21 protein-coding genes are annotated in these 22,829 nt (G+C 64.5%); 7 read left to right on the top strand and 14 right to left on the bottom strand.

The window, feature by feature from the left end; genetic code table 11:
- Positions 1-201: 201 nt before the first annotated feature.
- The 6 genes from JHW40_RS18330 to JHW40_RS18305 all read left to right on the top strand — a co-directional run bounded on the left by JHW40_RS18330 (position 202) and on the right by JHW40_RS18305 (position 7,516).
- Positions 202-1,737, top strand: coding sequence for an alpha-amylase family glycosyl hydrolase (locus JHW40_RS18330; RefSeq protein ID WP_090612984.1), 1,536 nt, complete (start codon positions 202-204; stop codon positions 1,735-1,737).
- Between the two features lie 81 nt (positions 1,738-1,818).
- The gene (locus tag JHW40_RS18325; RefSeq protein WP_244519221.1) at positions 1,819-2,769 is read left to right on the top strand and encodes a GAF domain-containing protein; all 951 of its coding nucleotides are present in this window, start codon (positions 1,819-1,821) and stop codon (positions 2,767-2,769) included.
- Between the two features lie 135 nt (positions 2,770-2,904).
- Positions 2,905-4,431 carry an aldehyde dehydrogenase gene (gene adh / locus JHW40_RS18320; RefSeq protein ID WP_090612981.1) on the top strand — a complete coding sequence of 509 codons (1,527 nt, stop codon included), beginning with the start codon at positions 2,905-2,907 and terminating at the stop codon, positions 4,429-4,431.
- A gap of 90 nt (positions 4,432-4,521) precedes the next feature.
- A complete protein-coding gene (locus JHW40_RS18315) occupies positions 4,522-4,851 on the top strand; it encodes a DUF779 domain-containing protein (RefSeq protein WP_090612979.1) in 330 nt (109 codons plus the stop codon).
- A 68-nt stretch (positions 4,852-4,919) separates the two neighbouring features.
- Complete coding sequence (gene argC / locus JHW40_RS18310; RefSeq protein WP_090612977.1) at positions 4,920-5,837, top strand: N-acetyl-gamma-glutamyl-phosphate reductase; 918 nt, start codon at positions 4,920-4,922, stop codon at positions 5,835-5,837.
- A 422-nt stretch (positions 5,838-6,259) separates the two neighbouring features.
- Positions 6,260-7,516 carry a glutamate-5-semialdehyde dehydrogenase gene (locus JHW40_RS18305; RefSeq protein WP_419182478.1) on the top strand — a complete coding sequence of 419 codons (1,257 nt, stop codon included), beginning with the start codon at positions 6,260-6,262 and terminating at the stop codon, positions 7,514-7,516.
- A gap of 208 nt (positions 7,517-7,724) precedes the next feature.
- On the opposite strand, the gene scpA is transcribed toward JHW40_RS18305, so the two are convergent.
- The gene (gene scpA, locus JHW40_RS18300) at positions 7,725-9,860 is read right to left on the bottom strand and encodes a methylmalonyl-CoA mutase (RefSeq protein ID WP_090612973.1); all 2,136 of its coding nucleotides are present in this window, start codon (positions 9,858-9,860) and stop codon (positions 7,725-7,727) included.
- Between the two features lie 57 nt (positions 9,861-9,917).
- On the opposite strand from scpA, the gene JHW40_RS18295 reads away from it, so the two are divergent.
- Positions 9,918-10,448, top strand: a complete 531-nt coding sequence (locus tag JHW40_RS18295; RefSeq protein WP_090612971.1) for a DUF4174 domain-containing protein — start codon at positions 9,918-9,920, stop codon at positions 10,446-10,448.
- A 101-nt stretch (positions 10,449-10,549) separates the two neighbouring features.
- On the opposite strand, the gene JHW40_RS18290 is transcribed toward JHW40_RS18295, so the two are convergent.
- The 13 genes from JHW40_RS18290 to JHW40_RS18230 all read right to left on the bottom strand — a co-directional run bounded on the left by JHW40_RS18290 (position 10,550) and on the right by JHW40_RS18230 (position 22,778).
- Positions 10,550-11,158: a hypothetical protein gene (locus tag JHW40_RS18290; protein WP_090612968.1), complete on the bottom strand. Its 609-nt coding sequence runs from the start codon at positions 11,156-11,158 to the stop codon at positions 10,550-10,552.
- 31 nt (positions 11,159-11,189) lie between these two features.
- The gene (locus tag JHW40_RS18285; RefSeq protein WP_090612965.1) at positions 11,190-13,187 is read right to left on the bottom strand and encodes an acetyl-CoA carboxylase biotin carboxylase subunit; all 1,998 of its coding nucleotides are present in this window, start codon (positions 13,185-13,187) and stop codon (positions 11,190-11,192) included.
- A 102-nt stretch (positions 13,188-13,289) separates the two neighbouring features.
- On the bottom strand, positions 13,290-13,502 hold the full coding sequence (locus JHW40_RS18280; RefSeq protein WP_090612963.1) for a hypothetical protein: 213 nt from the start codon (positions 13,500-13,502) through the stop codon (positions 13,290-13,292).
- 75 nt (positions 13,503-13,577) lie between these two features.
- Positions 13,578-13,823: a hypothetical protein gene (locus JHW40_RS18275; RefSeq protein ID WP_090612960.1), complete on the bottom strand. Its 246-nt coding sequence runs from the start codon at positions 13,821-13,823 to the stop codon at positions 13,578-13,580.
- A 127-nt stretch (positions 13,824-13,950) separates the two neighbouring features.
- Positions 13,951-14,370 carry a hypothetical protein gene (locus JHW40_RS18270; protein WP_090612958.1) on the bottom strand — a complete coding sequence of 140 codons (420 nt, stop codon included), beginning with the start codon at positions 14,368-14,370 and terminating at the stop codon, positions 13,951-13,953.
- Between the two features lie 165 nt (positions 14,371-14,535).
- A complete protein-coding gene (locus JHW40_RS18265; RefSeq protein WP_170851832.1) occupies positions 14,536-14,691 on the bottom strand; it encodes a hypothetical protein in 156 nt (51 codons plus the stop codon).
- Between the two features lie 202 nt (positions 14,692-14,893).
- Positions 14,894-16,426, bottom strand: a complete 1,533-nt coding sequence (locus JHW40_RS18260) for an acyl-CoA carboxylase subunit beta (RefSeq protein WP_090612956.1) — start codon at positions 16,424-16,426, stop codon at positions 14,894-14,896.
- A 226-nt stretch (positions 16,427-16,652) separates the two neighbouring features.
- Entirely contained in the window at positions 16,653-18,050 is a 1,398-nt protein-coding gene (gene uxaC, locus JHW40_RS18255; RefSeq protein WP_090612954.1) for a glucuronate isomerase, read from the bottom strand.
- Between the two features lie 5 nt (positions 18,051-18,055).
- Positions 18,056-19,348, bottom strand: a complete 1,293-nt coding sequence (locus JHW40_RS18250; RefSeq protein ID WP_090612951.1) for a TRAP transporter large permease — start codon at positions 19,346-19,348, stop codon at positions 18,056-18,058.
- A complete protein-coding gene (locus tag JHW40_RS18245) occupies positions 19,345-19,836 on the bottom strand; it encodes a TRAP transporter small permease (RefSeq protein WP_090612949.1) in 492 nt (163 codons plus the stop codon). Before JHW40_RS18245 ends, JHW40_RS18250 begins: the two co-directional genes overlap by 4 nt.
- Positions 19,837-19,906: 70 nt before the next feature.
- A complete protein-coding gene (locus tag JHW40_RS18240) occupies positions 19,907-20,887 on the bottom strand; it encodes a C4-dicarboxylate TRAP transporter substrate-binding protein (protein ID WP_090612947.1) in 981 nt (326 codons plus the stop codon).
- Positions 20,888-20,910: 23 nt separating this feature from the next.
- Entirely contained in the window at positions 20,911-22,092 is a 1,182-nt protein-coding gene (locus JHW40_RS18235; RefSeq protein ID WP_090612944.1) for an AGE family epimerase/isomerase, read from the bottom strand.
- On the bottom strand, positions 22,092-22,778 hold the full coding sequence (locus JHW40_RS18230) for a GntR family transcriptional regulator (protein ID WP_090612943.1): 687 nt from the start codon (positions 22,776-22,778) through the stop codon (positions 22,092-22,094). Before JHW40_RS18230 ends, JHW40_RS18235 begins: the two co-directional genes overlap by 1 nt.
- Positions 22,779-22,829 lie beyond the last annotated feature (51 nt).

Here is a 22,829-nt window from a genome sequence, read left to right as displayed (position 1 = left end):
GGGTTTTCGCATCGCTCCACGCGATCAGGGGCGGGAACGTGATGGGATAACAGCCGTTTTGCCCGGCAATATGCGCGAATATGCGGATATGACCGGGCTGTGAACCGGAATTGATGCCCCGGAAGTTCCATTCCGGCCAGCGGGGTCTTTAACTGGAACGGTTGTCCCGTCGGGTCCTCTGTGCAGCGGAAAGGTGGATGAATGAAGGATATGACAAACGACTGGTGGAAGGGCGGGGTCATTTATCAGATCTATCCGCGCAGCTTTCAGGACACGACCGGCGACGGGATCGGCGATCTGGCCGGGATCGCGCAGCGTCTGCCCTATATCGCCTCGCTGGGGGTGGATGCGGTCTGGGTGTCGCCCTTCTTTACCTCGCCGATGAAGGATTACGGCTATGACGTCAGCGATTATCGCGGCATCGACCCGCTGTTCGGCACGATGGATGACTTCGACTGGCTGATCGAGCGCGCGCATGAGCTGGGACTGAAGGTGATGATCGACCTTGTGCTGTCGCATACCTCGGACCGCCATCCGTGGTTTCGCGAAAGCCGCACCAGCCGCGACAACGCCAAGGCGGATTGGTATGTCTGGTCCGATCCCAAGCCCGACGGCACCGTGCCCAACAACTGGCTGGCACAGTTCGGCGGCAGCGCGTGGCAGTGGGATTCCCGGCGCGAACAATATTACATGCATAATTTTCTGGTGCAGCAGCCGGACCTGAACTTCCACAATCCCGAGGTGCAGGAGGCGTTGCTGGACGTGGCCAGGTTCTGGCTGGACAAGGGTGTGGACGGGTTCCGTCTGGATACGGTCAACTATTATTTCCACGATGCGCAGCTGCGCGACAACCCGGCGCTGCCGCCCGAATTGCGCAAGACGGATACGGCCCCGGCGGTCAATCCCTATAACCATCAAAGCCATCGTCACGACAAATCCCAGCCCGAGAATCTGGAATTTCTGGAACAGTTCGCGCGGCTGATCGCGCCCTATGGCGCCGCCGTGGTGGGCGAGATCGGCGACAGCGAACGCGCGCTGGAACTGCTGGAGGAATATACCGGCGTGCCGGGCCGGGTGCAGATGTCCTATGTCTTCGATTTCCTGTCCGGCGATGATCTGCCCGCGCAGCGGATCGCCGAGGTCTTCGAGCATCTGGACCAGAACGCGCCCAATTCATGGCCCTGCTGGGCGATGTCGAACCATGACGTGATGCGCCATGTCAGCCGCTGGAATCTGGATGACCGGGCAGCCAAGGCCTATGCCACGGTGATGCTGTGCCTGCGCGGCTCGGTCTGTCTGTATCAGGGCGAAGAACTGGGCCTGCCCGAGGCCGAACTGACCTTCGAGGAACTGCGCGACCCTTATGGCATCGAGTTCTGGCCCGAATACAGGGGCCGCGACGGCTGCCGCACGCCGATGGTCTGGGATATGGGCGTTAATGGCGGCTTTTCGACCAGTCAGCCATGGCTGCCGGTGCCGCATACGCATCTGCAACGCACCGTCGTCGGGCAAGAGGCCGATGCGCAATCGGTGCTGCATCATTACCGATGGGCGATCGGCCTGCGCCGCAAGCACAGTGCATTGCGCGGCGGGCGGCAATTCGGAATGGTCGCGGAGGGGCCTGTCCTCAGCTTTCGCCGTCAGGACAATGTCCAGAGCCTGCTGATCCGCGCCAATCTGTCGGACGATGAAGCCGCGGGACTGGAGCCGTGGCAGGTCCTGATCATCGAAGGGTAGGGGGCCGGGCCGCCGATCTCGACCAAAGTCGTAAGCCATCGCGGCGATTCCTTGCTATACTCTCGGTCACCGGGGGGAATCATGACGGCACGCAACCACACGGATCTTGTGGTGGAACAATCGCAAAGCAGGGTCGCGACATCGGCCCTGACCGCATCGTGGCGGCGCTCGATGCTGAAACACGGGCTGGATCCTGGCGACCGGCGGCAACCGGACCGGGCCAGCGGTGCCGAACTGTCCCAGCGCCGCGAAGCGATGGAAGAGTTCCTGCGCCTTGCCGGACCGCAGCTGGACCGGCTTTACAGTCTGGTCGGGCTGTCGGGCTGCAATGTGCTGCTGACCGATGCGGATGGGCTGGTGCTGGATCAGCGCGTGGCCGAGGCGGATGCCCGGCAGTTCCGCGACTGGGGTCTGTGGCAGGGTGCGAACTGGTCCGAGGCGGTGCAGGGCACCAATGGCATCGGCACCTGTCTGGTCGAGGGCAGGCATCTGATCATCCATCGCGACGAACATTTCTCGACCCGCAATATCGGCATGTCCTGTATCGACGCGCCGATCTGGGGTCCTGACGGGCGGCTGATCGCGGCGCTGGACGTCAGCAGCGCGCGGGCCGATCAGACCGTCCACTATAACCGGCTGATCGGGGCGCAGGTGGCGCAGACCGCCCGCGCCATCGAATCGGTGTTCTTTCGCGCCAGCTTTCCCGATGCGCGGATCGTCGTCACCGGCGACGAGGCGCAGGAGGCCGCCGCCCTGCTGGCCGTTGACAAGGACGACATCGCCATCGGCGCCACCCGCGCCGCCCGCCGTGCCTTCGGGCTGGAACGCGAGGGCGCGATCCGCCCCCGCCCGGCGGCGGACTTGCTGGGGCGCGAGGATGACCTGTCAGGCTTTGACCGGGCCGAACGCGCCGCCGTCACCCGCGCGCTGACGCGGGCGGGGGGCAATATCTCGGCCGCCGCGCGGGCGCTGGGGGTGGGGCGGGCGACGCTCTATCGCCGGATGGCGCGGCTGGGGCTGAACAGGAAATGATCCCCGATCTGTCTCATCGCTGAGACAGGTTGGCGCTGTCGCCCGGGCAAGGACGTTGATTTGCGCGCCCCTTGCCCCAAGCTGTTTCCCAGACCGGTCAGGGAGAGGCCGGACGACAAAATGAGGAGGACGACAATGCCGAACGACCAGACGCATGAATTCAAGGGCGTGGGCGTGATGCCCTTTGCCAGCCGTTACGACAACTTTATCGGCGGACAATGGGTCGCGCCGAAATCGGGCCGCTATTTCACCAATATCACCCCGATCACCGGCGGCGAGATCGGCGAGATCGCGCGTTCCGATGCCGCCGATATCGAGGCGGCGCTGGACGCTGCCCATGCCGCCAAGGACAAATGGGGCCAGGCCTCGGTCGCCGAGCGTTCGGGCGTGCTGCTGAAGATCGCCGACCGGATGGAGCAGAACCTGGAACTGCTGGCCGCCGCCGAGACATGGGACAACGGCAAGCCGATCCGCGAGACGATGGCCGCCGATGTGCCGCTGGCGATCGACCATTTCCGTTACTTCGCGGGTGTGCTGCGGGGGCAGGAAGGCTCGATTTCCGAGATCGACAACGACACCGTGGCCTATCACTTCCACGAACCGCTTGGCGTCGTGGGTCAGATCATCCCGTGGAACTTTCCGCTGCTGATGGCCTGCTGGAAGCTGGCGCCTGCGCTGGCGGCGGGCAACTGCGTGGTTATGAAACCGGCGGAACAGACGCCTGCCAGCATCATGGTGCTGATGGATGTGATCGGCGACCTGCTGCCGCCGGGCGTGCTGAACATCGTCAACGGCTTCGGGCTTGAGGCCGGCAAGCCGCTGGCCAGCAATCCGCGCATCGCCAAGATCGCCTTTACCGGGGAAACCACCACCGGGCGGCTGATCATGCAATATGCCAGCGAAAACCTGATTCCGGTGACGCTGGAACTGGGTGGCAAGTCGCCCAACATCTTCTTCGAGGATGTCACGCGCGAGGATGACGATTACTTTGACAAAGCCATCGAGGGCTTTGTGATGTTCGCGCTGAATCAGGGCGAGGTCTGCACCTGCCCGTCGCGCGCGCTGATCCACGAATCGATCTATGACAGGTTCATGGAACGGGCGCTGAAACGGGTCGAGGCGATCACCCAGGGCGACCCGCGCGACGCCGCCACGATGATCGGCGCGCAGGCGTCGAGCGAACAGAAGGAGAAGATCCTTTCCTATTTCGACATCGGCCGCAAGGAAGGTGCCGAGGTGCTGACCGGCGGTGAGGCGGCCGATCTGGGCGGCGAGTTGTCCAGCGGTTACTACATCAAGCCGACCGTGTTCCGCGGCAACAACAAGATGCGGGTCTTCCAGGAGGAAATCTTCGGCCCGGTCGTGTCGGTGACCACCTTCAAGGACCATGACGAGGCGCTGTCGATCGCCAATGACACGCTGTATGGCCTTGGCTCGGGCGTGTGGTCGCGCGATGCCAATACCTGCTATCGCTTTGGCCGCGCGATCAAGGCGGGCCGGGTCTGGACCAACTGCTATCACGCCTATCCGGCGCATGCGGCCTTTGGCGGCTACAAGCAGTCGGGCATCGGGCGCGAGACGCACAAGATGATGCTGGACCACTATCAGCAGACCAAGAACATGCTGGTCAGCTATAGCCCGAAGAAGCTGGGCTTCTTCTGAGGACGGCGGCGGGGGGCTTCGCGCCCCCCGCACCCCCCGCGGGATATTTTCGCACCAGAGATTGCAGCCGGGCCGGGGAGGAATGGAAAGATGGGAACTGTCACTGCCACAGCTGCGGCGCTGGAACTGATTGCCGAAATCGTGGCCGATCATGGGCCGGTGCTGTTTCACCAGTCGGGCGGTTGCTGCGACGGGTCGTCGCCGATGTGCTATCCGCAGGGCGATTTCAGGGTCGGCGAGAGAGATGTGAAGCTGGGCGAGATTGGCGGCGCGCCCTTCTATATCTCGGCCAGTCAGTATGAGGCGTGGAAACATACCGATCTGATCATTGATGTGGTGCCGGGCCGGGGCGGCATGTTCAGCCTGGATAACGGGCGCGAAAAGCGGTTCCTGACCCGTTCGGAAATATGCTCGATTTGAAACGGCCGCCGATTGGCACTCTGCGTGAAACGCCCTATAAGACGGGGTGATCGCGGAGGTTTTCGGCAATGGAATACAGTGTCTTCATCGATGGCGAGGTTGGAACGACGGGTCTTCAGATCCGCGAGCGTCTGGAAACGCGCGAGGATATCGGGCTGATCCGGATCGACCCCGCGCGCCGCAAGGATGCCGATGCACGCCGCGACGCCTTTGCGCAGGCAGATGTGGCGATCCTGTGCCTGCCTGATGATGCCGCGCGCGAGGCGGTGGAGCTGACGCGCGATCTGGATGTGCGGCTGATCGACGCCTCGACCGCGCATCGGGTGGATGAACGCTGGACCTTCGGCTTTGCGGAACTGAGCGCCGATCAGCGCGATCTGATCGCCGGGGCGGATCTGGTCAGCAATCCGGGCTGCTATTCCACCGGCTCGATCGCGATGATCGCGCCGCTGATCGCGGCGGGGCTGATCGCGGAGGATGAGTATCTGTCGATCAATGCCGTCAGCGGCTATACCGGCGGCGGCAAGGCGCTGATCGCGGAATATGAGGACGGCAGCGCGCCGGATCATTTCGTCTATGGGCTGAACCAGCGGCACAAGCACATCCCCGAGATCATGGTTCACACCGGGCTGCGGGTACAGCCGGTCTTTGCGCCCTCGGCCGGGAATTTTGCTCAGGGCATGGCGGTGCAACTGCCCCTGCATCTGGATGACGAGCGCACGGTGCAGTCCCTGTTCGAGGCCCTGGCCGATCATTACGCGGGCGAGCAGTTCGTTCAGGTCGTCCGGGCCGAGGAGATCGGCGCAAGGATCGTGCCCACCGACATGAACGGCACCAACAACATGCGGCTCAGCGTGCATGGCGATGACGACAATGGCTGCGCCACGGTCGTCGCGGTGCTGGATAATCTGGGCAAGGGGGCTTCGGGCGCGGCGGTCCAGAACCTCAATATCATGTTGGATCTGGAGGAGGATGCCGGACTGTGACGCCCGGCGCTGCCGCAGTCGTTTAACCATCAACATCTTCGTGACGGTGCTGCCGAAGTTGGGCATTTTGAACCTGGTGAATGGATGATGGCGATTTGACTGACAACCTCCGTGATATCGAGTTTCACCCGACGCGGTCATCGGCCGCAACTGCACCGTGTTTCCGCATGTGACCATTGGTGTGGGGTGACCGGCGATGGATGGCCGAAATATGTCGGCGATCGGCAATCCCGTCGATATTTCCACTGGTGCCTGCATCGTTGGCGGAATCACTATCGGCGATGATGCTCGGATCGGGTTATCCCGCCAAAGCAATGGCGCCGATTCGGGACTCCTGTTTCGTGACGGGATTGGTTATGCAACCATATGCGGCAGGGACAGCGCGCAAAGATCGGATTCAGGCGGACGGAACCATGAAGGATATGAACGAAGCCGAGGCATTGATTGCGAAGATGGGCGAGGCTGCGCGTGCAGCCGCGATCGAGCTTGCGCAGGCCACGCCAGAGCGGAAGCACGCCGCGCTGATCGGCGCGGCGCATGAGATCCGCAAGCGCCTGCCGGACATCCTCGAAGCGAACGCCAGCGATCTGCAATTCGGGCGCGACAAGGGTCTGAGCGATGCGATGATGGACCGCCTGCGGCTGGACGAGGACCGCCTGCGCGGGATCGAGGATGGGTTGCGCGCCGTGGCCGAACAGCCCGACCCAGTGGGAGAGATCATCGCCGAATGGGACCGTCCGAACGGACTGCATATCCAGCGAGTGCGGACGCCCATCGGTGTGATTGGGGTGATCTATGAAAGCCGCCCCAACGTGACCGCCGATGCGGGTGCGCTGGCGCTTAAATCCGGTAATGCGGTCATTCTGCGTGGCGGCTCGGAAAGCCTGAACTCCTCGATGGCGATCCATGCCTGCATGGCCGAGGGCCTGCGTCAGGCAGGCCTGCCCCGGACGGCGATCCAGCTTGTGCCCACGCGCGAGCGTGCGGCAGTCAGCGCGATGTTGCAGGCGCAGGGGTTGATCGATGTGATCATCCCGCGCGGCGGCAAGGGTCTGGTCGGACTGGTGCAATCCGAGGCGCGGGTGCCGGTCTTCGCGCATCTCGAGGGCATCTGCCACATCTATGTCGATCGCGACGCCGATCCCGAAATGGCGCGCCGCGTGGTGCTGAACGCCAAGACCCGAAGAACCGGAATCTGCGGCGCGGCCGAATGCCTGCTCATCGACTGGCAGTTCTACACCCGATACGGTGCCACGCTGATCGAGGATCTGCTGGGCGCAGGCGTCGAGGTCCGCGCCGAGGGTGAACTGGCCAAAATTCCCGGCACGGTCGGCGCTACAGCGGATGATTTCGGGCGCGAATTTCTGGACATGATCATCGCGACCCGGTTGGTTGACGGTGTGGATGAGGCCATCGCCCATATCCGCCGCCACGGCAGCCAGCATACCGAATCGATTCTGACAGCGAATGACGCGACCGCCGCGCGATTCTTCGCCGGACTGGACAGTGCCATCCTGATGCGCAACGCATCGACCCAGTTCGCCGATGGCGGAGAGTTCGGAATGGGCGCCGAGATCGGTATCGCGACCGGCAAGATGCATGCACGCGGCCCTGTGGGCGCCGAGCAACTGACCAGCTTCAAATATCTGGTGACGGGTGACGGCGCGATCCGCACCTGACTGATCCGACCAGACCAGATGGCGGATGAAGGGGCTGTCCGCCCCCTCTTGGCCTGCGGCCAATTCACCCCGAGGATATTTATTCACCAAAGATAGCGCGGCCGCGACGAGCCTCCGCTTTGTTCATCTTTGGTGTGCAAATATCCTCGGGGGTCTGGGGGCCGACAGCCCCCAGCGATCGCGGGACGCAAGGTGCGATGAGTGGCGTTCAGGCGGCGCGTGATTCGCGGATCAGGCGCAGGATGTCGGCGGCGGCGGCGGGGATGTTTGTGCCGGGGCCGAAGATTGCCTTGACCCCGGCCTTGCGCAGAAAGTCGTAATCCTGTTGCGGGATGACGCCGCCGCAGATCACCAGGATGTCGCCCGCGCCCTGGGCTTTCAGTGCCTCGATCAGTTTCGGGGCCAGGGTCTTGTGACCGGCGGCCTGCGAACTGATGCCGACCACATGAACGTCGTTGTCCACGGCGTCCTGCGCGGCCTCTTCGGGCGTCTGGAACAGCGGGCCCACATCGACGTCAAAGCCGATATCTGCGAAGGCGGTGGCGATCACCTTGGCGCCGCGGTCATGGCCGTCCTGACCCATCTTGACCACCAGCATCCGGGGGCGGCGGCCTTCCTCGGCGGCGAAGGTTTCGACGTCGCGCTGGATCTGGGCAAAGCCTTCGTCGCCTTCATAGGCCGCGCCATAGACACCGGCCAGCGTCTTGACCTCGGCCCGGTGGCGTCCGAATTCCTTTTCCATCGCCATGCTGATTTCTCCGACTGATGCACGGGCGCGGGCGGCCTCGACGGCGGCCTCCAGCAGGTTGCCGCCCTGTTCGGCGCGGCGGCTGAGCTCATTCAGCGCCGCCTGACAGGCGGATTCGTCACGGGTTTCGCGAATGCGCTGAAGGCGCGCGATCTGCGAATCGCGCACCTTCATGTTGTCGATATCGAGGATGTCGATCGGGTCTTCCCTGTCCTTGCGGTACTTGTTGACGCCGACGATCACCTCTTCGCCGCGGTCGATCATGGCCTGACGGCGGGCGGCGGTTTCCTCGATCCGCAGTTTGGGCATGCCGCTGGCGACGGCTTTGGTCATTCCTCCCAGTTCCTCGACCTCTTCGATCAGCTTCCACGCCTCATCGGCCAGTTGGGCGGTCAGGTTCTCGATGTAATAGGACCCGGCCAGCGGATCGACGACATGGGTGATGCCGGTTTCCTCTTGCAGGATCAGCTGGGTGTTGCGGGCGATGCGCGCCGAAAATTCGGTGGGCAGGGCGATGGCCTCGTCCAGCGCGTTGGTATGCAGCGACTGGGTGCCGCCAAGGGCTGCCGACATCGCCTCATAGGCGGTGCGGATCACGTTGTTATAGGGATCCTGTTCCTGCAAGCTGACGCCCGAGGTCTGGCAATGGGTGCGCAGCATCAGGCTGCCTTCCTTCTTCGGGTTGAACTCCGACATGATCCGGTGCCACAGCATCCGCGCAGCCCGCAGTTTCGCGATTTCCATGAAGAAATTCATGCCGATGGCGAAGAAGAACGAAAGCCGCCCGGCGAATTTGTCCACATCCATGCCCGCAGCCAGCGCCGCACGCACATATTCGCGCCCGTCGGCCAGCGTATAGGCCAGTTCCTGCACCAGATTCGCCCCGGCCTCTTGCATGTGATAGCCGGAGATCGAGATCGAGTTGAATTTCGGCATCTCATTCGACGTATATTCGATGATGTCCGAAATGATCCGCATGGAGGGTTCGGGCGGATAGATATAGGTGTTGCGGACCATGAACTCCTTGAGGATGTCGTTCTGGATGGTGCCCGACAGCACGCTGCGCGAATGGCCCTGTTCCTCGCCCGTGACGATGAAATTGGCCAGGATCGGGATCACCGCGCCATTCATCGTCATCGAGACCGACACCCGGTCCAGCGGGATGCCGTCGAACAGGATCTTCATGTCCTCGACCGAATCGATGGCCACGCCTGCCTTGCCCACGTCGCCCACGACGCGCGGATGATCGCTGTCATAGCCGCGATGCGTCGCCAGATCGAAGGCGACCGACACGCCCTGCTGACCGGCGGCCAGCGCCTTGCGGTAAAAGGCGTTGGATTCCTCGGCCGTCGAAAAGCCCGCATATTGGCGGATCGTCCACGGCCGTCCGGCATACATCGTGGCGCGCGGGCCGCGGGTAAAGGGGGCAAGGCCCGGCAGGCTGTCCAGATGCTGCATCCCGGCGCAATCGGCCTGGGTATAAAGCGGCTTGACGGTGATTCCCTCCAGCGTTTCCCAGTTCAGGCTTTCGGGGTCTTTGCCCTTCAGCTCTTTGCTGGCAACTGCCCGCCATTCCTCCAGCGTCGGTTTCGTCATGATCCGTCCTTTCCCCTTGGCGCCCACGCCCTATATTCAATAAGAGACGAGGTGCCTATGAAACTGAAATTCCTGATGATCGTCATGGCGCTGGCCGCCATGGGCCCGTCGCGCGACGCGCCGCCGCCCGAGCCGCAGACCATCACGCCCCGGGCCGAGAGGGCGCGCCCGGCCTCGCCCGAGGAACTGGCCGGGCCATCCCAAAGCGACGAGGCCGAAGCGCCCCAGCTGGAATATGACGCAGCCGAGGTGACGCCCGCCGATTTCCTGTGGCGTATGCGCCCGGTCGTCGTCTTTGCCGATACGCCGGACGATCCGGCCTTTGTCGAACAGATGCGTGCCCTGCGCCGCCAGCCCGCCATGTTGCTGGAACGCGACGTGGTGGTGATTGCCGATGCCGATCCGGCGGCCTCCAGCATCTGGCGGCAGCAATTGCATCCACGCGGCTTTTCGCTGGTGGTGATGGACAAGGACGGGCAGGTCAAGCAGCGCAAGCCGCTGCCCTGGGACGTGCGCGAGATCAGCCGCGCCATCGACCGTTTCCCGTTGCGCCGGCAAGAGATCGGGCGGGCGACGGTTCTGCCGTGACGCCCGCCGCGGCGATTGAAAACCGCGGCAGGGGCGCCTATATTCAGCGTAACGCCAAGGAGGTTCGGGCATGAGCACCACATCCTATAACCCACCGCCGATCACCGGCCGGACCGGCCCGAAGCCGGGTTACTGACCGCGTCCGGGTCCGCCCGGCCGTCGATATTCGCGCGGATCGCCTCCAGCGCGTTATCCCCCATCTCGATCGCCTCGACCTTCATCGAGATATAGTCGCGATACATTCCGGCCGCGCGTTTCGGCCCGATACTGGCGACATCCAGCCCCCTCAGATCCTCGATCATCGCGGAAATCGCGTTCAGCTGGCTGTAATACAGCACGACCGGGTCAACCGTGTCGCGCGGCAGCACATGGATTTCGCCCACGATGGCACGGAAGATCGCGTCATTGCGCTCAGTCGGGATGAAGGGGAAAAAGCCCGGCTCGGTCAGGATGCGCTCGACGATCCCGGCGCCATAAGCGGCGACATCGTCACGGCGCAGCACCGCCAGATAGGCGCGAATTTCCGCAAACAGCGCGCGCTGGACGTCGCGCACGCGCTCGGCCCGCAGATCGGCGGCGCGCTTGCGGTTCTGGAACGCCACGACCCACCAGCCAATCGCGACGAACAGCCCGGCGATGATCGCCTGCTGCGCCTGCGGGCTGACATAGGGGTCCAGCGGGGTCATCACATCCGCGCCCAGACGCAGCATCGGATGGCCCCGGTCATGTGGCGTTTCGGGATCATTCGAACTCCATGATCACATCATCGACCTTCAGGCTTTGCCCGGCTTCGGCATTGACGGATTTCACCAGCCCCTTGCGTTCGGCGCGCAGGATGTTTTCCATCTTCATCGCCTCGACCGTGGCCAGCGCCTGACCCTCCTGCACCTCGTCGCCCGGCGCGACATTGATCCTGACCACCAGACCCGGCATCGGGCACAACAGCAGTTTCGAGGTGTCCGGCGCGACCTTTTCGGGCATCAGCCGGGCCAGTTCGGCGGCGCGGGGGCGGCGGACATGCACCGTCAGATCGGCGCCGCGCAGACGCAGCCGGAAGCCGCTGGTGGCGCGGTCGGTCTTCATCACCAAAGGTGCGCCATCGACCGTCATCCGCGCCAGCGTGTGGCCCGGCAGCCAGTCGCTTTCGACCCGCAGTTCACGCCCCTCGATATCCACGGTCGAGCCGCCGCGGTCGGCACGGATACGCACCGGATATTCGCGCCCGGCAAGGAAAACCACCCAGTTTTCACCGACATGGCGTTCGTGATTGTCCAGCCGTCCGGTGATGCGGGCGCGGCGGATTTCGGCCACGCGATGCATCGCGGCGGCGGCGGCGGCAACGCGGATCAGCTCTGCGTCGGGCAGCGTGGCGCCTTGGAAACCGTCAGGATATTCCTCGGCGATGAAGGCGGTGGTGATATCGCCCGAGACGAATTTCGGGTGATCCATCACCGCCGACAGGAAGGGCAGGTTATGGCCGATCCCCTCGACCTCGAATTCGTCCAGCGCCACCCGCATCGCCTCGATGGCCGCGCCGCGCGTGGGCGCCCATGTGCACAGCTTGGCGATCATCGGGTCATAGAACATGCTGATCTCGCCGCCCTCATAGACGCCGGTGTCATTGCGCACGACATGGCTGTCATCTGCGACCTCGGCCGGCGGCTGATAGCGGGTCAGCCGCCCGATCGAGGGCAGGAAGTTGCGATAGGGATCTTCGGCATAAAGGCGGCTTTCCATCGCCCAGCCGTTGATCTTCAGATCGTCCTGCGCGAAGGGCAGAGGTTCGCCCGCCGCGACCCGGATCATCTGTTCGACCAGATCGATGCCGGTGATCAGTTCGGTGACCGGGTGTTCCACCTGAAGCCGGGTGTTCATTTCCAGAAAATAGAAATTCCGGTCGCCATCGACGATGAATTCCACCGTGCCGGCGCTGGTGTAACCGACGGCACGCGCCAGCGCGACCGCCTGTTCGCCCATCGCGCGGCGCGTGACTTCGTCCAGAAACGGGCTGGGGGCCTCTTCGATGACCTTCTGGTTGCGGCGCTGGATTGAGCATTCGCGTTCATGCAGATAGACCGCGCCGCCCAGCTTGTCGGCCAGCACCTGAATTTCGATATGGCGCGGCTGGGTCACGAATTTCTCGATGAAGATGCGGTCATCGCCAAAGCTGTTCGCGGCCTCGCTTTTCGACGACTCGAACCCCTCGCGCGCCTCATCTGCGTTCCATGCGATGCGCATGCCCTTGCCGCCGCCGCCCGCGGACGCCTTGATCATCACCGGATAGCCGATCTGGTCGCTGATCTTCACCGCCTCATCGGCATCGGCGATCAGGCCCATATAGCCGGGCACGGTGGAAACCCCGGCCTCTTGCGCCAGTTTTTTCGAGGTGATCTTGTCGCCCATCGCCTCGATCGCGGGGCTGGGCGGGCCGATAAAGACCACGCCTTCACGTTCCAGCGCCTCGGCGAATTTCATGTTTTCCGACAGGAAGCCATAGCCGGGATGGACGGCCTCGGCCCCGGTCTGGCGGATCGCCTCCATGATCTTGTCGATCACGATATAGGACTGGTTGGCGGGGGGCGCGCCGATATGGACGGCCTCGTCGGCCATCTTGACATGCAGCGCATTGCGGTCGGCATCGGAATAGACGGCGACGGTCTGGATACCCATCTTGCGGGCGGTCTTGATGACGCGGCAGGCGATCTCGCCCCGGTTGGCAATCAGGATTTTCTTGAACATGGGCCCCCCCGGCCAGCAGACATGAAAAAGCCGCCCGTGACGGGGTCACGGACGGCAGCAGACAGGATCGGCGTCCGGAAGGGACGGGCGATCAGTTTATTGTTATTGGCACAGCCGGAAATCGTCGCAGAGCGCGCCTGCGGCACCGCCGATGGCTGCGCCCTTGACGACATTATGGCCACCGACATGGGCTGCGGTCGCGCCGACACCGGCACCGATAAGGGCGCGGTCGGTATCGGTCGGATTGATACCCTGAGTGCAGCCCGCCACAGCCGTCGCGCCCAGAAGCGCGGTAAGGGCAAGGACTTTGGACATTGTGATCTTCCCGTCTTTGGTTTGGTGGGGGCATAACGCGCCCCCGGCCGTTTGGGTTCAGCCGATCCGCAAAGATCAGTAGCGACGCTGGCAGACGCCGGCGTCGTCACACAGCGCACCAGCAGTCGCGCCCAGAGCCGCGCCGGTCGCGATGTTTTCGTCCAGCGCCTTGGCGACGACGGCACCGGCAAGGGCGCCACCGGCGGCACGCTGCGCATCCGGCGACAGGCCGGTCGCGGTGCCATAGCCCTGATCGCAGGCTGCAAGGCCGACAAGAAGAAGGGCGCCGCCAGCAAGGCGGGTGAAAAGCGAAGTCTGCATGAATATTTGCCTGTATAAGGGGTCCCGTGCAGGACCGGTTGTCGATCATTCCCGACTATCGCATGGCGATGCGTCGCGTCAAACTGACAACGCTGTGACATCAACGTGCTAGGCAGCATATTGCCCATTATCGGCCCGTCCCGTCGTCGTCGTCCCAACCGTCGGCATCATCGTCGTCCCAGCCGAAATCCGGGGCGCTGTCGCTGGCGAAAAGCTGGGGGAAAGAGGCTTCGGCGCAGGTCATGTCCACCTGCAACAATTGCTCGTAATCGGTGGGGTTCAATGTGCCGACCGCCACCACCTCGCGACCCAGCAGCCATGACAGGCGGCCCGCGTCCAGATTGCCGCGCTCGAATGGCTGGTCGCCGAAATGCTGGATCAGCGCCGCCAGAAAACCCGCGTCGGCGCGTTTGTCGGCGGGCTTGCGGTCACGAAATCGTTCGCGCCGGGTCAGGGGCGTGGCGCCCTTCTTGTTGACCGCGCGGCGGATGGTGAACTGATAATCGGTGCCGGGCAGGCGGCCCGGAAATCCGCGATGCTTCAGCATGGCAGGCCCTCGTGTTCAGGCGCCGGACGGGCGCGGGTCAGAGGGCCGCAATAGCAGGGCAGGGCGGTCTGCGCGACCATTGCCTGCGCCGGACGGATCAACTCGGTCACGCAGGGGTCGGGCAAGCGCGGGCAGCAAAGCCGCCCGTGCAGGATCAGGCTGGTCTCAGCCGAATTTGCCGGAATAGACCGGCTCGGTCGTGATCGGCGCCGGAGCGGTCGCAGCCGGGGCGGTCGGGACATAGACGTCAGCCGCAGGCTGTTGCTGGCACGCGGCCAGACCGGACAGCAGGACGAGGCCGAGAACGATTTTCTTCGACATGAATTCAAACTCCTGTAGTTCGGGTGCGATGTCGCACCACTGCTCGGGGTTGGGCCGGCCTCTTGATGTGCCGGACGCTGTATCATAGCGGTCCGGTCGCAGTGCAGACAGGTGGCGGCCAGTTCCCGCGGCAGATGGCGGCCGGGCTGTGGCGGCGCTGCATCATTCACGCAGATGTGCGTCGTCATGGCGTTTCCGTGGGTTACAGAGGAATATTGTCGTGTTTTTTCCACGGATTCGTCAGCTTCTTGCCACGCAGGCTGGCGAAGGCGCGGGCCACCCGCTTGCGGGTCGAGCGCGGCTGGATCACCTCGTCGATAAAGCCTTTTTCGGCGGCGACGAAGGGATTGGCAAAGCGGTCCTCGTAATCCTGCGTCCGCGCCGCGATCTTGTCCGCATCGCCCAGTTCGCTGCGATAAAGGATCTCGACCGCGCCCTTGGCACCCATCACCGCGATTTCCGCCGTGGGCCAAGCATAGTTGAAATCGCCGCGCAGATGTTTCGAGGCCATGACGTCATAGGCTCCGCCATAGGCCTTGCGTGTGATGACCGTGACTTTCGGCACCGTCGCCTCGCCATAGGCGAACAGCAGTTTCGCGCCGTGCTTGATGACGCCGCCATATTCCTGCGTGGTGCCCGGCAGAAAGCCCGGCACATCGACGAATGTCAGGATCGGAATTTCGAACGCGTCGCAGAACCGCACGAACCGCGCCGCCTTGCGCGAGCTGTCGATGTCCAGACAGCCCGCCAGAACCATCGGCTGGTTGGCGACGACGCCCACGGTCTGACCTTCGATGCGGATAAAGCCGGTGATGATGTTTCCGGCGAAATCCTTCTGGATCTCGTAGAAATCGCCCTCATCCGCAACCTTCTGGATCAGTTCTTTCATGTCATAGGGCTGGTTCGGGTTGTCGGGAATCAGCGTGTCCAGACTGGGTTCCATCCGCGCCGGGTCGTCGAAGAAGGGTCGGGTGGGGGCCTTTTCGCGGTTGTTCAGCGGCAGGAAATCGAACAGGCGACGGATCTCGGTCAGCGCCTCGACATCGTTCTCGAACGCGCCATCCGCGACCGAGGATTTCCGGGTATGGGTCGAGGCGCCGCCCAGTTCCTCGGCGGTGACGACCTCGTTCGTGACCGTCTTGACCACATCGGGGCCGGTCACGAACATATAGCTGGTATCCTTCACCATGAAGATGAAGTCGGTCATCGCCGGGCTGTAAACCGCGCCGCCCGCGCAAGGTCCCATGATGACGCTGATCTGCGGCACCACGCCGCTGGCCATGATATTGCGCTGGAACACGTCGGCGTAACCGGCAAGGCTGGCCACGCCCTCCTGGATGCGCGCGCCGCCCGAATCGTTCAGCCCGATCACCGGGGCGCCGTTCTGCACCGCCATATCCATGATCTTGCAGATCTTCTGCGCATGGGTTTCCGACAGCGACCCGCCAAAGACGGTGAAATCCTGCGAAAAGACATAGACCATCCGGCCATTGATCGTGCCCCAGCCGGTGACGACGCCGTCACCATAGGGGCGGTCGGTCTCCATCCCGAAATCGGTGCTGCGATGGGCGACGAACATGTCGAATTCCTCGAAGCTGCCCTCGTCCAGCAGCAGGTCGATTCTTTCGCGTGCCGTCAGCTTGCCCCGCGCATGCTGAGCGTCGATGCGCCGCTGCCCACCGCCCAGCCGCGCCACATCGCGCCGACGTTCGAGTTCCTGCAGAATGTCCTTCATGACGCCCCTCCGCTGAATTTGACGCAGGCTAGACTGCAGGAGCGTCATGGGAAAGGAAAATGCAGAAAATTTGCAAACAATGTGACGCTGCGATGGTGCAAATTGCAAAATTCGTTGGCGAGGTTGGATCATGCCATCTGGAACGGCTGGCCTGCCCATGCGCGGGCAGGCACGCTTGTGCGAATTGCCGCATCGACGGAAACGATGCGATCGAATACGGCCTTGGTCAGCCGTCCAGCCGGTATCCCTCGCGCGCCAGATCGCGGGCCAGCAGGCGGGCCAGCCCATGGGCCTCGGTCTCGTCCAGCCGGTGGGTGACGACCAGTTCCGCCAGAAAGGCGCAATCGGCGCGGCGGGAAAGGTCGTGGCGCGCCGGGATCGAGCAGAGCGCGCGGGTATCGTCGTTGAAACCTACCGTGTTGAAGAAGCCCGCGGTTTCCGTCGCCTGCTGGCGAAAGCGGCGGATGCCCTCGACACTGTCGTGGAACCACCAGGGAGGGCCCAGCCGCAGCGACGGCCATGCCCCGGCCAGCGGTGCCAGCTCGCGGCTGTAGGTGGTTTCGTCCAGCGTGAACAGGATCAGCCGCAGGCGCGCATCCATGCCCACCGCGTCCAGCAGCGGCTTCAGCGCGGCGGTGAAGCTGACCGGCTGCGGAATATCAAACCCCCGGTCGCGGCCATAGCGTGACAGGACCGCGGCGCTGTGATTGCGGAACGATCCGGGATGAAGCTGCATGACCAGTCCGTCATCGACGGACATGCGCGCCATCTCGGTCAGCATCTGGGCGCGGAACAGCTCGGCATCCTCGGGCCCCGCGCGGCCCGTGCGGATCCGGTCGAACAGCGCGCCGGCCTCGGAGGGCGGCAGGTCGGCGGTCCGGGGCGTCGGATGGCCGTGATCGGTGGCGGTCGCGCCCATGTCGCGGAAGAAGGCGCGGCGCTGGCGATGGGCGTCCAGATAGCCCTGCCATGTGGCGGTGTCGCAGCCGGTGATCTCACCCAGACGGTCCAGCGCCGCGGCGAAGCCGGGCGTCTCGGGATCGACGACGCCATCGGGGCGATAGGTCGGCAGAACCTGCCCGGTCCAGTCGCTGTCCCGGACCATCCGGTGCCAGTGCAGATCGTCCAGCGCGCTGTCGGTGGTCGCGATCGTCTCGATCCCGAAACGGTCGTAAAGCGCGCGCGGCCGGAATTCGGGTCGCGCCAGGCAATCGGCGATCCGGTCATAGGCCGCATCGGCATTGTCGGGGGCCAGCCGGGTGTCCAGCCCGAAGACATGGCTCAGCGCGTGGTCCAGCCACAGCCGCGAGGGCGTGCCCTGGAACAGATGGTAATGCGCGGCGAAGCACCGCCAGATCGCGCGGGGGTCGGTCTCGGCGCCCTCGCCGATGCCAAGCGCCTCGAAGGGGACGCCCTGGCTGATCAGCATCCGCACGACGTAGTGATCGGGGATGACCAGCAATTCGGCCGGGTTGGCGAAGGCGGGGTTTTCACCCCACCAGCGCGGATCGGTATGCCCGTGGGGCGAGGTGATCGGCAGATCCCCGACCGCCGCGAATAGCTGGCGGGCAACCCTGCGCGTCGCGGGATCGGCCGGGAACAGGCGGTCGGGATGCAGCACCATCGGCCTCAGCCCCCCATCATCGCGTTGGGCAGGAACAGCACCAGTCCCGGGAACAGGATCATGATCGCGACCACGGCCAGAACCGCCAGCCCGAAGGGCAGCATCTCGACCGTGTATTCCTTGAAGCTGCATTTCAGGATGCCGCAAACGGTGAACATCGACACGCCGACCGGGGGCGTCATGCCGCCGAAGGTGACCAGCGTCATCATGATCAGCCCGAAATGCACCGGATCGACGCCCGCCGCCACCACCATCGGCACCAGAATCGGGGTCATCAGCATCACCACGACGGTGGCCTCCAGCACCATGCCGAAGGCGATCAGAAAGCCCGCGATGACGAACAGCAGCAGCTCCTTGCTGGAAAAGACCCCCAGCGTCAGCTCGGCCATGGTCTGCGGCACGCGTTCGAAGGTGATGACATAGCCGAAGGCGCCGGAAAAGAAGATGATCAGCATGATCATCCCGATGTCGCGGGCGCTGTTGACCAGCGCATCGACCACGTCGCGCAGGCTCAGTTCGCGATAGATCAGCCCGCCGACGATCAGCGCATAGGCGACCGCGAAGGCCCCGGCCTCTGATGGCGTGAACAGGCCGAAGCGGATGCCGACGATCAGCCAGACCGGGAACAGGATCGCCCAGAAGCTGGCGCGGGCCGCCGTCCCGACCTCGGACAGTGTGGGGCGGCGGTCGTTGATCGGCTGATAGTTCCGCCGGCGCGCAATCACCGCGGTCACGATCAGCAGCGCGATGGTCAGCAGCACGCCCGGCACGATGCCGGCGATGAACAGCCGCCCGATCGAGACCTCGCCCATGAAACCGTAAAGGATCAGCCCCAGACTGGGCGGAATGGTCGCGGTGATCAGCCCGCCCACCGACAGCAGCGCGCCGGTGAAGCCGCGCGAATAGCCCTGCTTGGCCATCGTCTCGCCCAGAATGCGCGATTGCATGGCCGCGTCGGCCACGGCCGAACCCGAGATCCCGCCCATCAGCGCCGACAGCAGCGTGCTGGCCTGCGCCAGCCCGCCGCGCATCCACCCCGCCAGCGTGGTGGCCAGCGCCATCATCCGCATGGTGATGCCCGACCCGTTCATCAGGTGCCCCACCAGGATGAACAGCGGCACTGCAAGCAGCGGGAAGGACTGGCTGGCGGCGACGATGCGCTGCACGGCCGTCACCTCGGGCATGAAGGTCGAGGGCAGCAGAAAATAGACAAGGCTGGCCACGCCGATCGCGAAGGCGACCGGCATTCCGATCACCATGAAGCCAAGCGCGATGCACAGGATCATCAACGAAATCACAGCGGGTACTCCTGCTCATGGGCTTTCGGTTCGATGGAATAGAGCAGCCCGCGCGTCGCCAGCCGGCGTATCAGCGACACCACCATCAGCGCGCAGCCCACCGGCAGCGCCAGCGTGACCCAGCCATAGGACAGGCCCGAGGCACCCATTTCACGCGCCCAGTTCGACATGGCCAGCTTCCACCCCAGCCAGCCGACATAGGCCAGAAACAGCGTCATGCTGACGACGCAGACCAGATGCATGGCTGCGCGAAGTCGTGGCGGAACCATGTCCGGGATGGCGCCGATGCGGATGTGATCGCCGCGCTTCATCACCAGATCGGCCCCGATCATGCAGGTCCAGATCAGCAGAAGCTGCGCGATCTCGGGGGCGGCCGGAAACGGGCGGCCAATGGCGCGGGCCGTCGCGCCCACGAAGACCGCCGTGACCGTTCCGCCCAACAGAATGACCGCCAATACCTCTTCGGTGCGGTCCAGAACCTTCCACATGCTCTCCTCCAGATGTTGCGAGTGGCAACGGCAAGCGGCGCGGCACCGGTGCCGCGCCAGAGGACCGTCATTATTGCTGGGCCGCTTCGATATAGGGCATCAGCGCCTCGCGCGCCTCGTCCAGCCCCAGCGAGGTATAGACGCCGGGGACCAGCGCCTTGAATTCGTCCAGATCGACCTCGGTGACGGTGACGCCGGCGGCCTTCATTTCCTCCAGCACCTCCTCGCCCTTGATCACGGTCGCCTCGGACGCCCGGTCGCCGGCCTGCGCCAGTTCCTCGGACACGATGGCCTGATGTTCGGGGCTCAGCGACTGGAACCAGCTTTCCGAGGTGGCAAGCCCGGTCACAAGATGGACATGGTCGGTGAAGGCCAGGTTCTTGACCACCTCGTGCAGCTTGATGCCATAGGCGCCGGTCAGTTGCGCCTCGGCCCCGTCGATGGCGCCCAGTTGCAGCGCCGAATAGACCTCGGACCAGGGCAGGGGCACCGCCGTCGCCCCCATCGCGTTGACGGTGGCCAGCCAGCCCGGTGCGTCGATGGTGCGCACGCGCACGCCGCGCAGATCGCCGGGGCCGTTTACCGGATCTGTGCTGAACATCTGCCGCGTGCCCTGGAACCAGTTGTAGTTCAGCAGCCGGATGCCCGAGCTTGCGGCCAGATCCTCGACCCATTCGCCATAGACCGGGGAATCTGTGATCGCCTTGTAGTCTGTCCACTCATCGACAAGATAGGGCGCCGACAGGATGCCCAGTTCCTTCTTGAAGGGCGCCAGCCGGCCCGCATCGACCAGCACCGCGATGGCGGCACCATTGCGGATCTGTTCCAGCACGTCATTGTCCGAGCCCAGCTGCGAGGACGGATAGACCGTCACCCGGATCTCGCCCTCGCTGCGTTCGGTGATGCGTGTCGAGGCCTCTTCCATCGCGATCACCAGTGGATCGGCCGAGGGTTGCGAGCTGGACAGCGCCAGCTGTGTCTGCGCCAGCGCCAGTCCGGCGCTGGAACCCATCAGCAGGGCGGCAAGGCCAAGCGTCTTGATCATGTTCATGTGTTTCTCCTCCTCAGGTTTTGTTATCGGTTCGGGTTTGGCCCCGGCCACAGCCCGGCGCGGGCCCCTTCCGTCAGTGCCAGAACGATGTGATAGAGCAGCCGCGACAGCGCCTCGGGCCAGATCGCCGCGCCGGTCGCGTCCAACTGGTTGACGAAGACCGGATGGCCGTCGAACCATCGCGCGAAGATCAGGTCCAGCAGATCGCGCGCGTCTGTATCGGCGCCGGGGATCCCTGCCAGATGGCGGGCGGCATGGGCCTTGAGGGCCTCTGTCTGCGGCCACAGCAGGAAGCGCCGTTCCATCACCGCGCCGCTGGCCGACACCGCATCATAGGCCGCCCCTTTCAGCGGCCCGGCGGGCGCAAAGCCGTGTTCCTGCGCGAAACCCGCCAGCCGGTCGCCGATCGCGCGGACCGAGGCATCGCCACCCAGATCCGCCTCGCGCCACAACAGCCAGGCCCATTCGCATTGATGCCCGACCTCGCGGCGCAGGCCCGCATCGCCGGGCAGGGGGCGCAGGTCGGGGGTCAGGAATTCCGCGATGGTGCCGGTATCGGGATCGAGGAAATGGTGCAGCGCCAAGGCCCGGACCTGCGCGGCCCGGTCCAGCCAGTGGCGCGCGCCGGTCATCTCGAAAGCCTGAAGCGCGGCCTCGTAAAGATGCATATGCGGGTTCTGGGCAGGCGCCGCGCGGGTGCTGGCGTCATCCTCATGCAGCAGGCCCGTTGCCGGATCGGTCAGATGCGCCATCAGCGCCTGCCAGCAGGCTTCGGCCTCGGCCAGCGCCGTGGGGTCAGCCGCTGCGCAAGTGGTCAGCGCAAGGATCACGAAGCTTTGGTCATAGCTGCACGCGGTCTCGTCCTGCGGATCGCCGGTGGGGCTGCCGTCACAGGCCACGGCGCGACGATAGAGACCCGGCGCCTTGCGCAGATGCGGCAGGAAATCCCGCGCCGCAAGCGCCGCCGCATGATGCGCGGGATCACCCGACAGCCGCGCCAGATGGGCAAAGGTGAACAGCAGCCGCGCCTGAGCCAGTACCGTCTTGGGCGCAGCGGGGTCCGGCTGGCCCGCATGGTCCAGGGCGTCGAAGAAGCCGCCGTGGCGATGGTCGCGCGCCCGCGCCAGCCAGCCGGGCAGGAAGTCGCACCAGAACCAGTCCGCGCGTGTCGCGGCGGTCCCGGCGCTGCGTCCCGGCAGGGCCATCAGTCCAGCGCCTCCGCGCCCTCGAAGAAGTCGGGCATGGCGCGGACGATCTCGGGCAGGTCGTCGAGGATGCCGCGCAGGTGCAGGCGCATTCCGGTCTCGGCGGCCTGCGGATCACGGGCGCGGATGGCATCGACCACCGCCGCATGTTGCGCGATCAGCCGTTCGCGGGCGAATTGCCGGGCGCTGATATGACGGACCCGGTTCATCTGGGTCTTCAGTTCTTCCAGGTGGTCGCCGACCGCGCCCTGGCCGGCAAGAACTGTCAGAGTGCGGTGAAACTCCTCGTCCAGCAGCATGAAATCCTCGGCCGAGGCATCTGGGTCAAGCGCGCGCTGCGCATCCAGCTGGGCGTCCAGCGCGGCGATGGCGGCATCGTCGGCGACTTCCGCAACGTGGCGGACGATATCGGCCTCGACCGCCTCGCGGATGAAGCGCGCGGTCAGCACCGCCGGGATCGAGATGCGCAGGATGAAAGTACCGCGTTGCGGGCGCACGGCCAGCAGCCCTTCCTCGGCCAGCTTGATGAAGGCCTCGCGCACCGGCTGGCGAGAGACCTCATAGGCCGCCGCAAGCTCGGTTTCGGAAATCCGCGTGCCGGGGGACAGGTCGCCCCGCACGATCCGGTCGCGCAACAGCCGGTGCAGCTGTGGCCCGACGGCGCCTGCCTGTGTCAGAATCGCCATGCTGTCCTCCCTGTTCAAAACCTACTGCCATACTTCCATACTAGTCAATCA

It is taken from the genome of Paracoccus alcaliphilus, from assembly GCF_028553725.1.
Lineage (GTDB): Bacteria > Pseudomonadota > Alphaproteobacteria > Rhodobacterales > Rhodobacteraceae > Paracoccus > Paracoccus alcaliphilus.
The sequence above is the reverse complement of the archived record's forward strand: the minus strand, read 5'-3'. Positions and strand labels throughout refer to the sequence as shown.

What these genes read in the sequence shown, in the direction of transcription:
- JHW40_RS18330 (WP_090612984.1), top strand. Translation starts at nt 202, where the DNA reads ATGAAGGATATGACAAACGACTGGTGGAAGGGCGGGGTCATTTATCAG.
- JHW40_RS18325 (WP_244519221.1), top strand. Translation starts at nt 1,819, where the DNA reads ATGACGGCACGCAACCACACGGATCTTGTGGTGGAACAATCGCAAAGC.
- adh (WP_090612981.1), top strand. Translation starts at nt 2,905, where the DNA reads ATGCCGAACGACCAGACGCATGAATTCAAGGGCGTGGGCGTGATGCCC.
- JHW40_RS18315 (WP_090612979.1), top strand. Translation starts at nt 4,522, where the DNA reads ATGGGAACTGTCACTGCCACAGCTGCGGCGCTGGAACTGATTGCCGAA.
- argC (WP_090612977.1), top strand. Translation starts at nt 4,920, where the DNA reads ATGGAATACAGTGTCTTCATCGATGGCGAGGTTGGAACGACGGGTCTT.
- JHW40_RS18305 (WP_419182478.1), top strand. Translation starts at nt 6,260, where the DNA reads ATGAACGAAGCCGAGGCATTGATTGCGAAGATGGGCGAGGCTGCGCGT.
- scpA (WP_090612973.1), bottom strand. Translation starts at nt 9,860, where the DNA reads ATGACGAAACCGACGCTGGAGGAATGGCGGGCAGTTGCCAGCAAAGAG.
- JHW40_RS18295 (WP_090612971.1), top strand. Translation starts at nt 9,918, where the DNA reads ATGAAACTGAAATTCCTGATGATCGTCATGGCGCTGGCCGCCATGGGC.
- JHW40_RS18290 (WP_090612968.1), bottom strand. Translation starts at nt 11,158, where the DNA reads ATGCTGCGTCTGGGCGCGGATGTGATGACCCCGCTGGACCCCTATGTC.
- JHW40_RS18285 (WP_090612965.1), bottom strand. Translation starts at nt 13,187, where the DNA reads ATGTTCAAGAAAATCCTGATTGCCAACCGGGGCGAGATCGCCTGCCGC.
- JHW40_RS18280 (WP_090612963.1), bottom strand. Translation starts at nt 13,502, where the DNA reads ATGTCCAAAGTCCTTGCCCTTACCGCGCTTCTGGGCGCGACGGCTGTG.
- JHW40_RS18275 (WP_090612960.1), bottom strand. Translation starts at nt 13,823, where the DNA reads ATGCAGACTTCGCTTTTCACCCGCCTTGCTGGCGGCGCCCTTCTTCTT.
- JHW40_RS18270 (WP_090612958.1), bottom strand. Translation starts at nt 14,370, where the DNA reads ATGCTGAAGCATCGCGGATTTCCGGGCCGCCTGCCCGGCACCGATTAT.
- JHW40_RS18265 (WP_170851832.1), bottom strand. Translation starts at nt 14,691, where the DNA reads ATGTCGAAGAAAATCGTTCTCGGCCTCGTCCTGCTGTCCGGTCTGGCC.
- JHW40_RS18260 (WP_090612956.1), bottom strand. Translation starts at nt 16,426, where the DNA reads ATGAAGGACATTCTGCAGGAACTCGAACGTCGGCGCGATGTGGCGCGG.
- uxaC (WP_090612954.1), bottom strand. Translation starts at nt 18,050, where the DNA reads ATGGTGCTGCATCCCGACCGCCTGTTCCCGGCCGATCCCGCGACGCGC.
- JHW40_RS18245 (WP_090612949.1), bottom strand. Translation starts at nt 19,836, where the DNA reads ATGTGGAAGGTTCTGGACCGCACCGAAGAGGTATTGGCGGTCATTCTG.
- JHW40_RS18240 (WP_090612947.1), bottom strand. Translation starts at nt 20,887, where the DNA reads ATGAACATGATCAAGACGCTTGGCCTTGCCGCCCTGCTGATGGGTTCC.
- JHW40_RS18235 (WP_090612944.1), bottom strand. Translation starts at nt 22,092, where the DNA reads ATGGCCCTGCCGGGACGCAGCGCCGGGACCGCCGCGACACGCGCGGAC.
- JHW40_RS18230 (WP_090612943.1), bottom strand. Translation starts at nt 22,778, where the DNA reads ATGGCGATTCTGACACAGGCAGGCGCCGTCGGGCCACAGCTGCACCGG.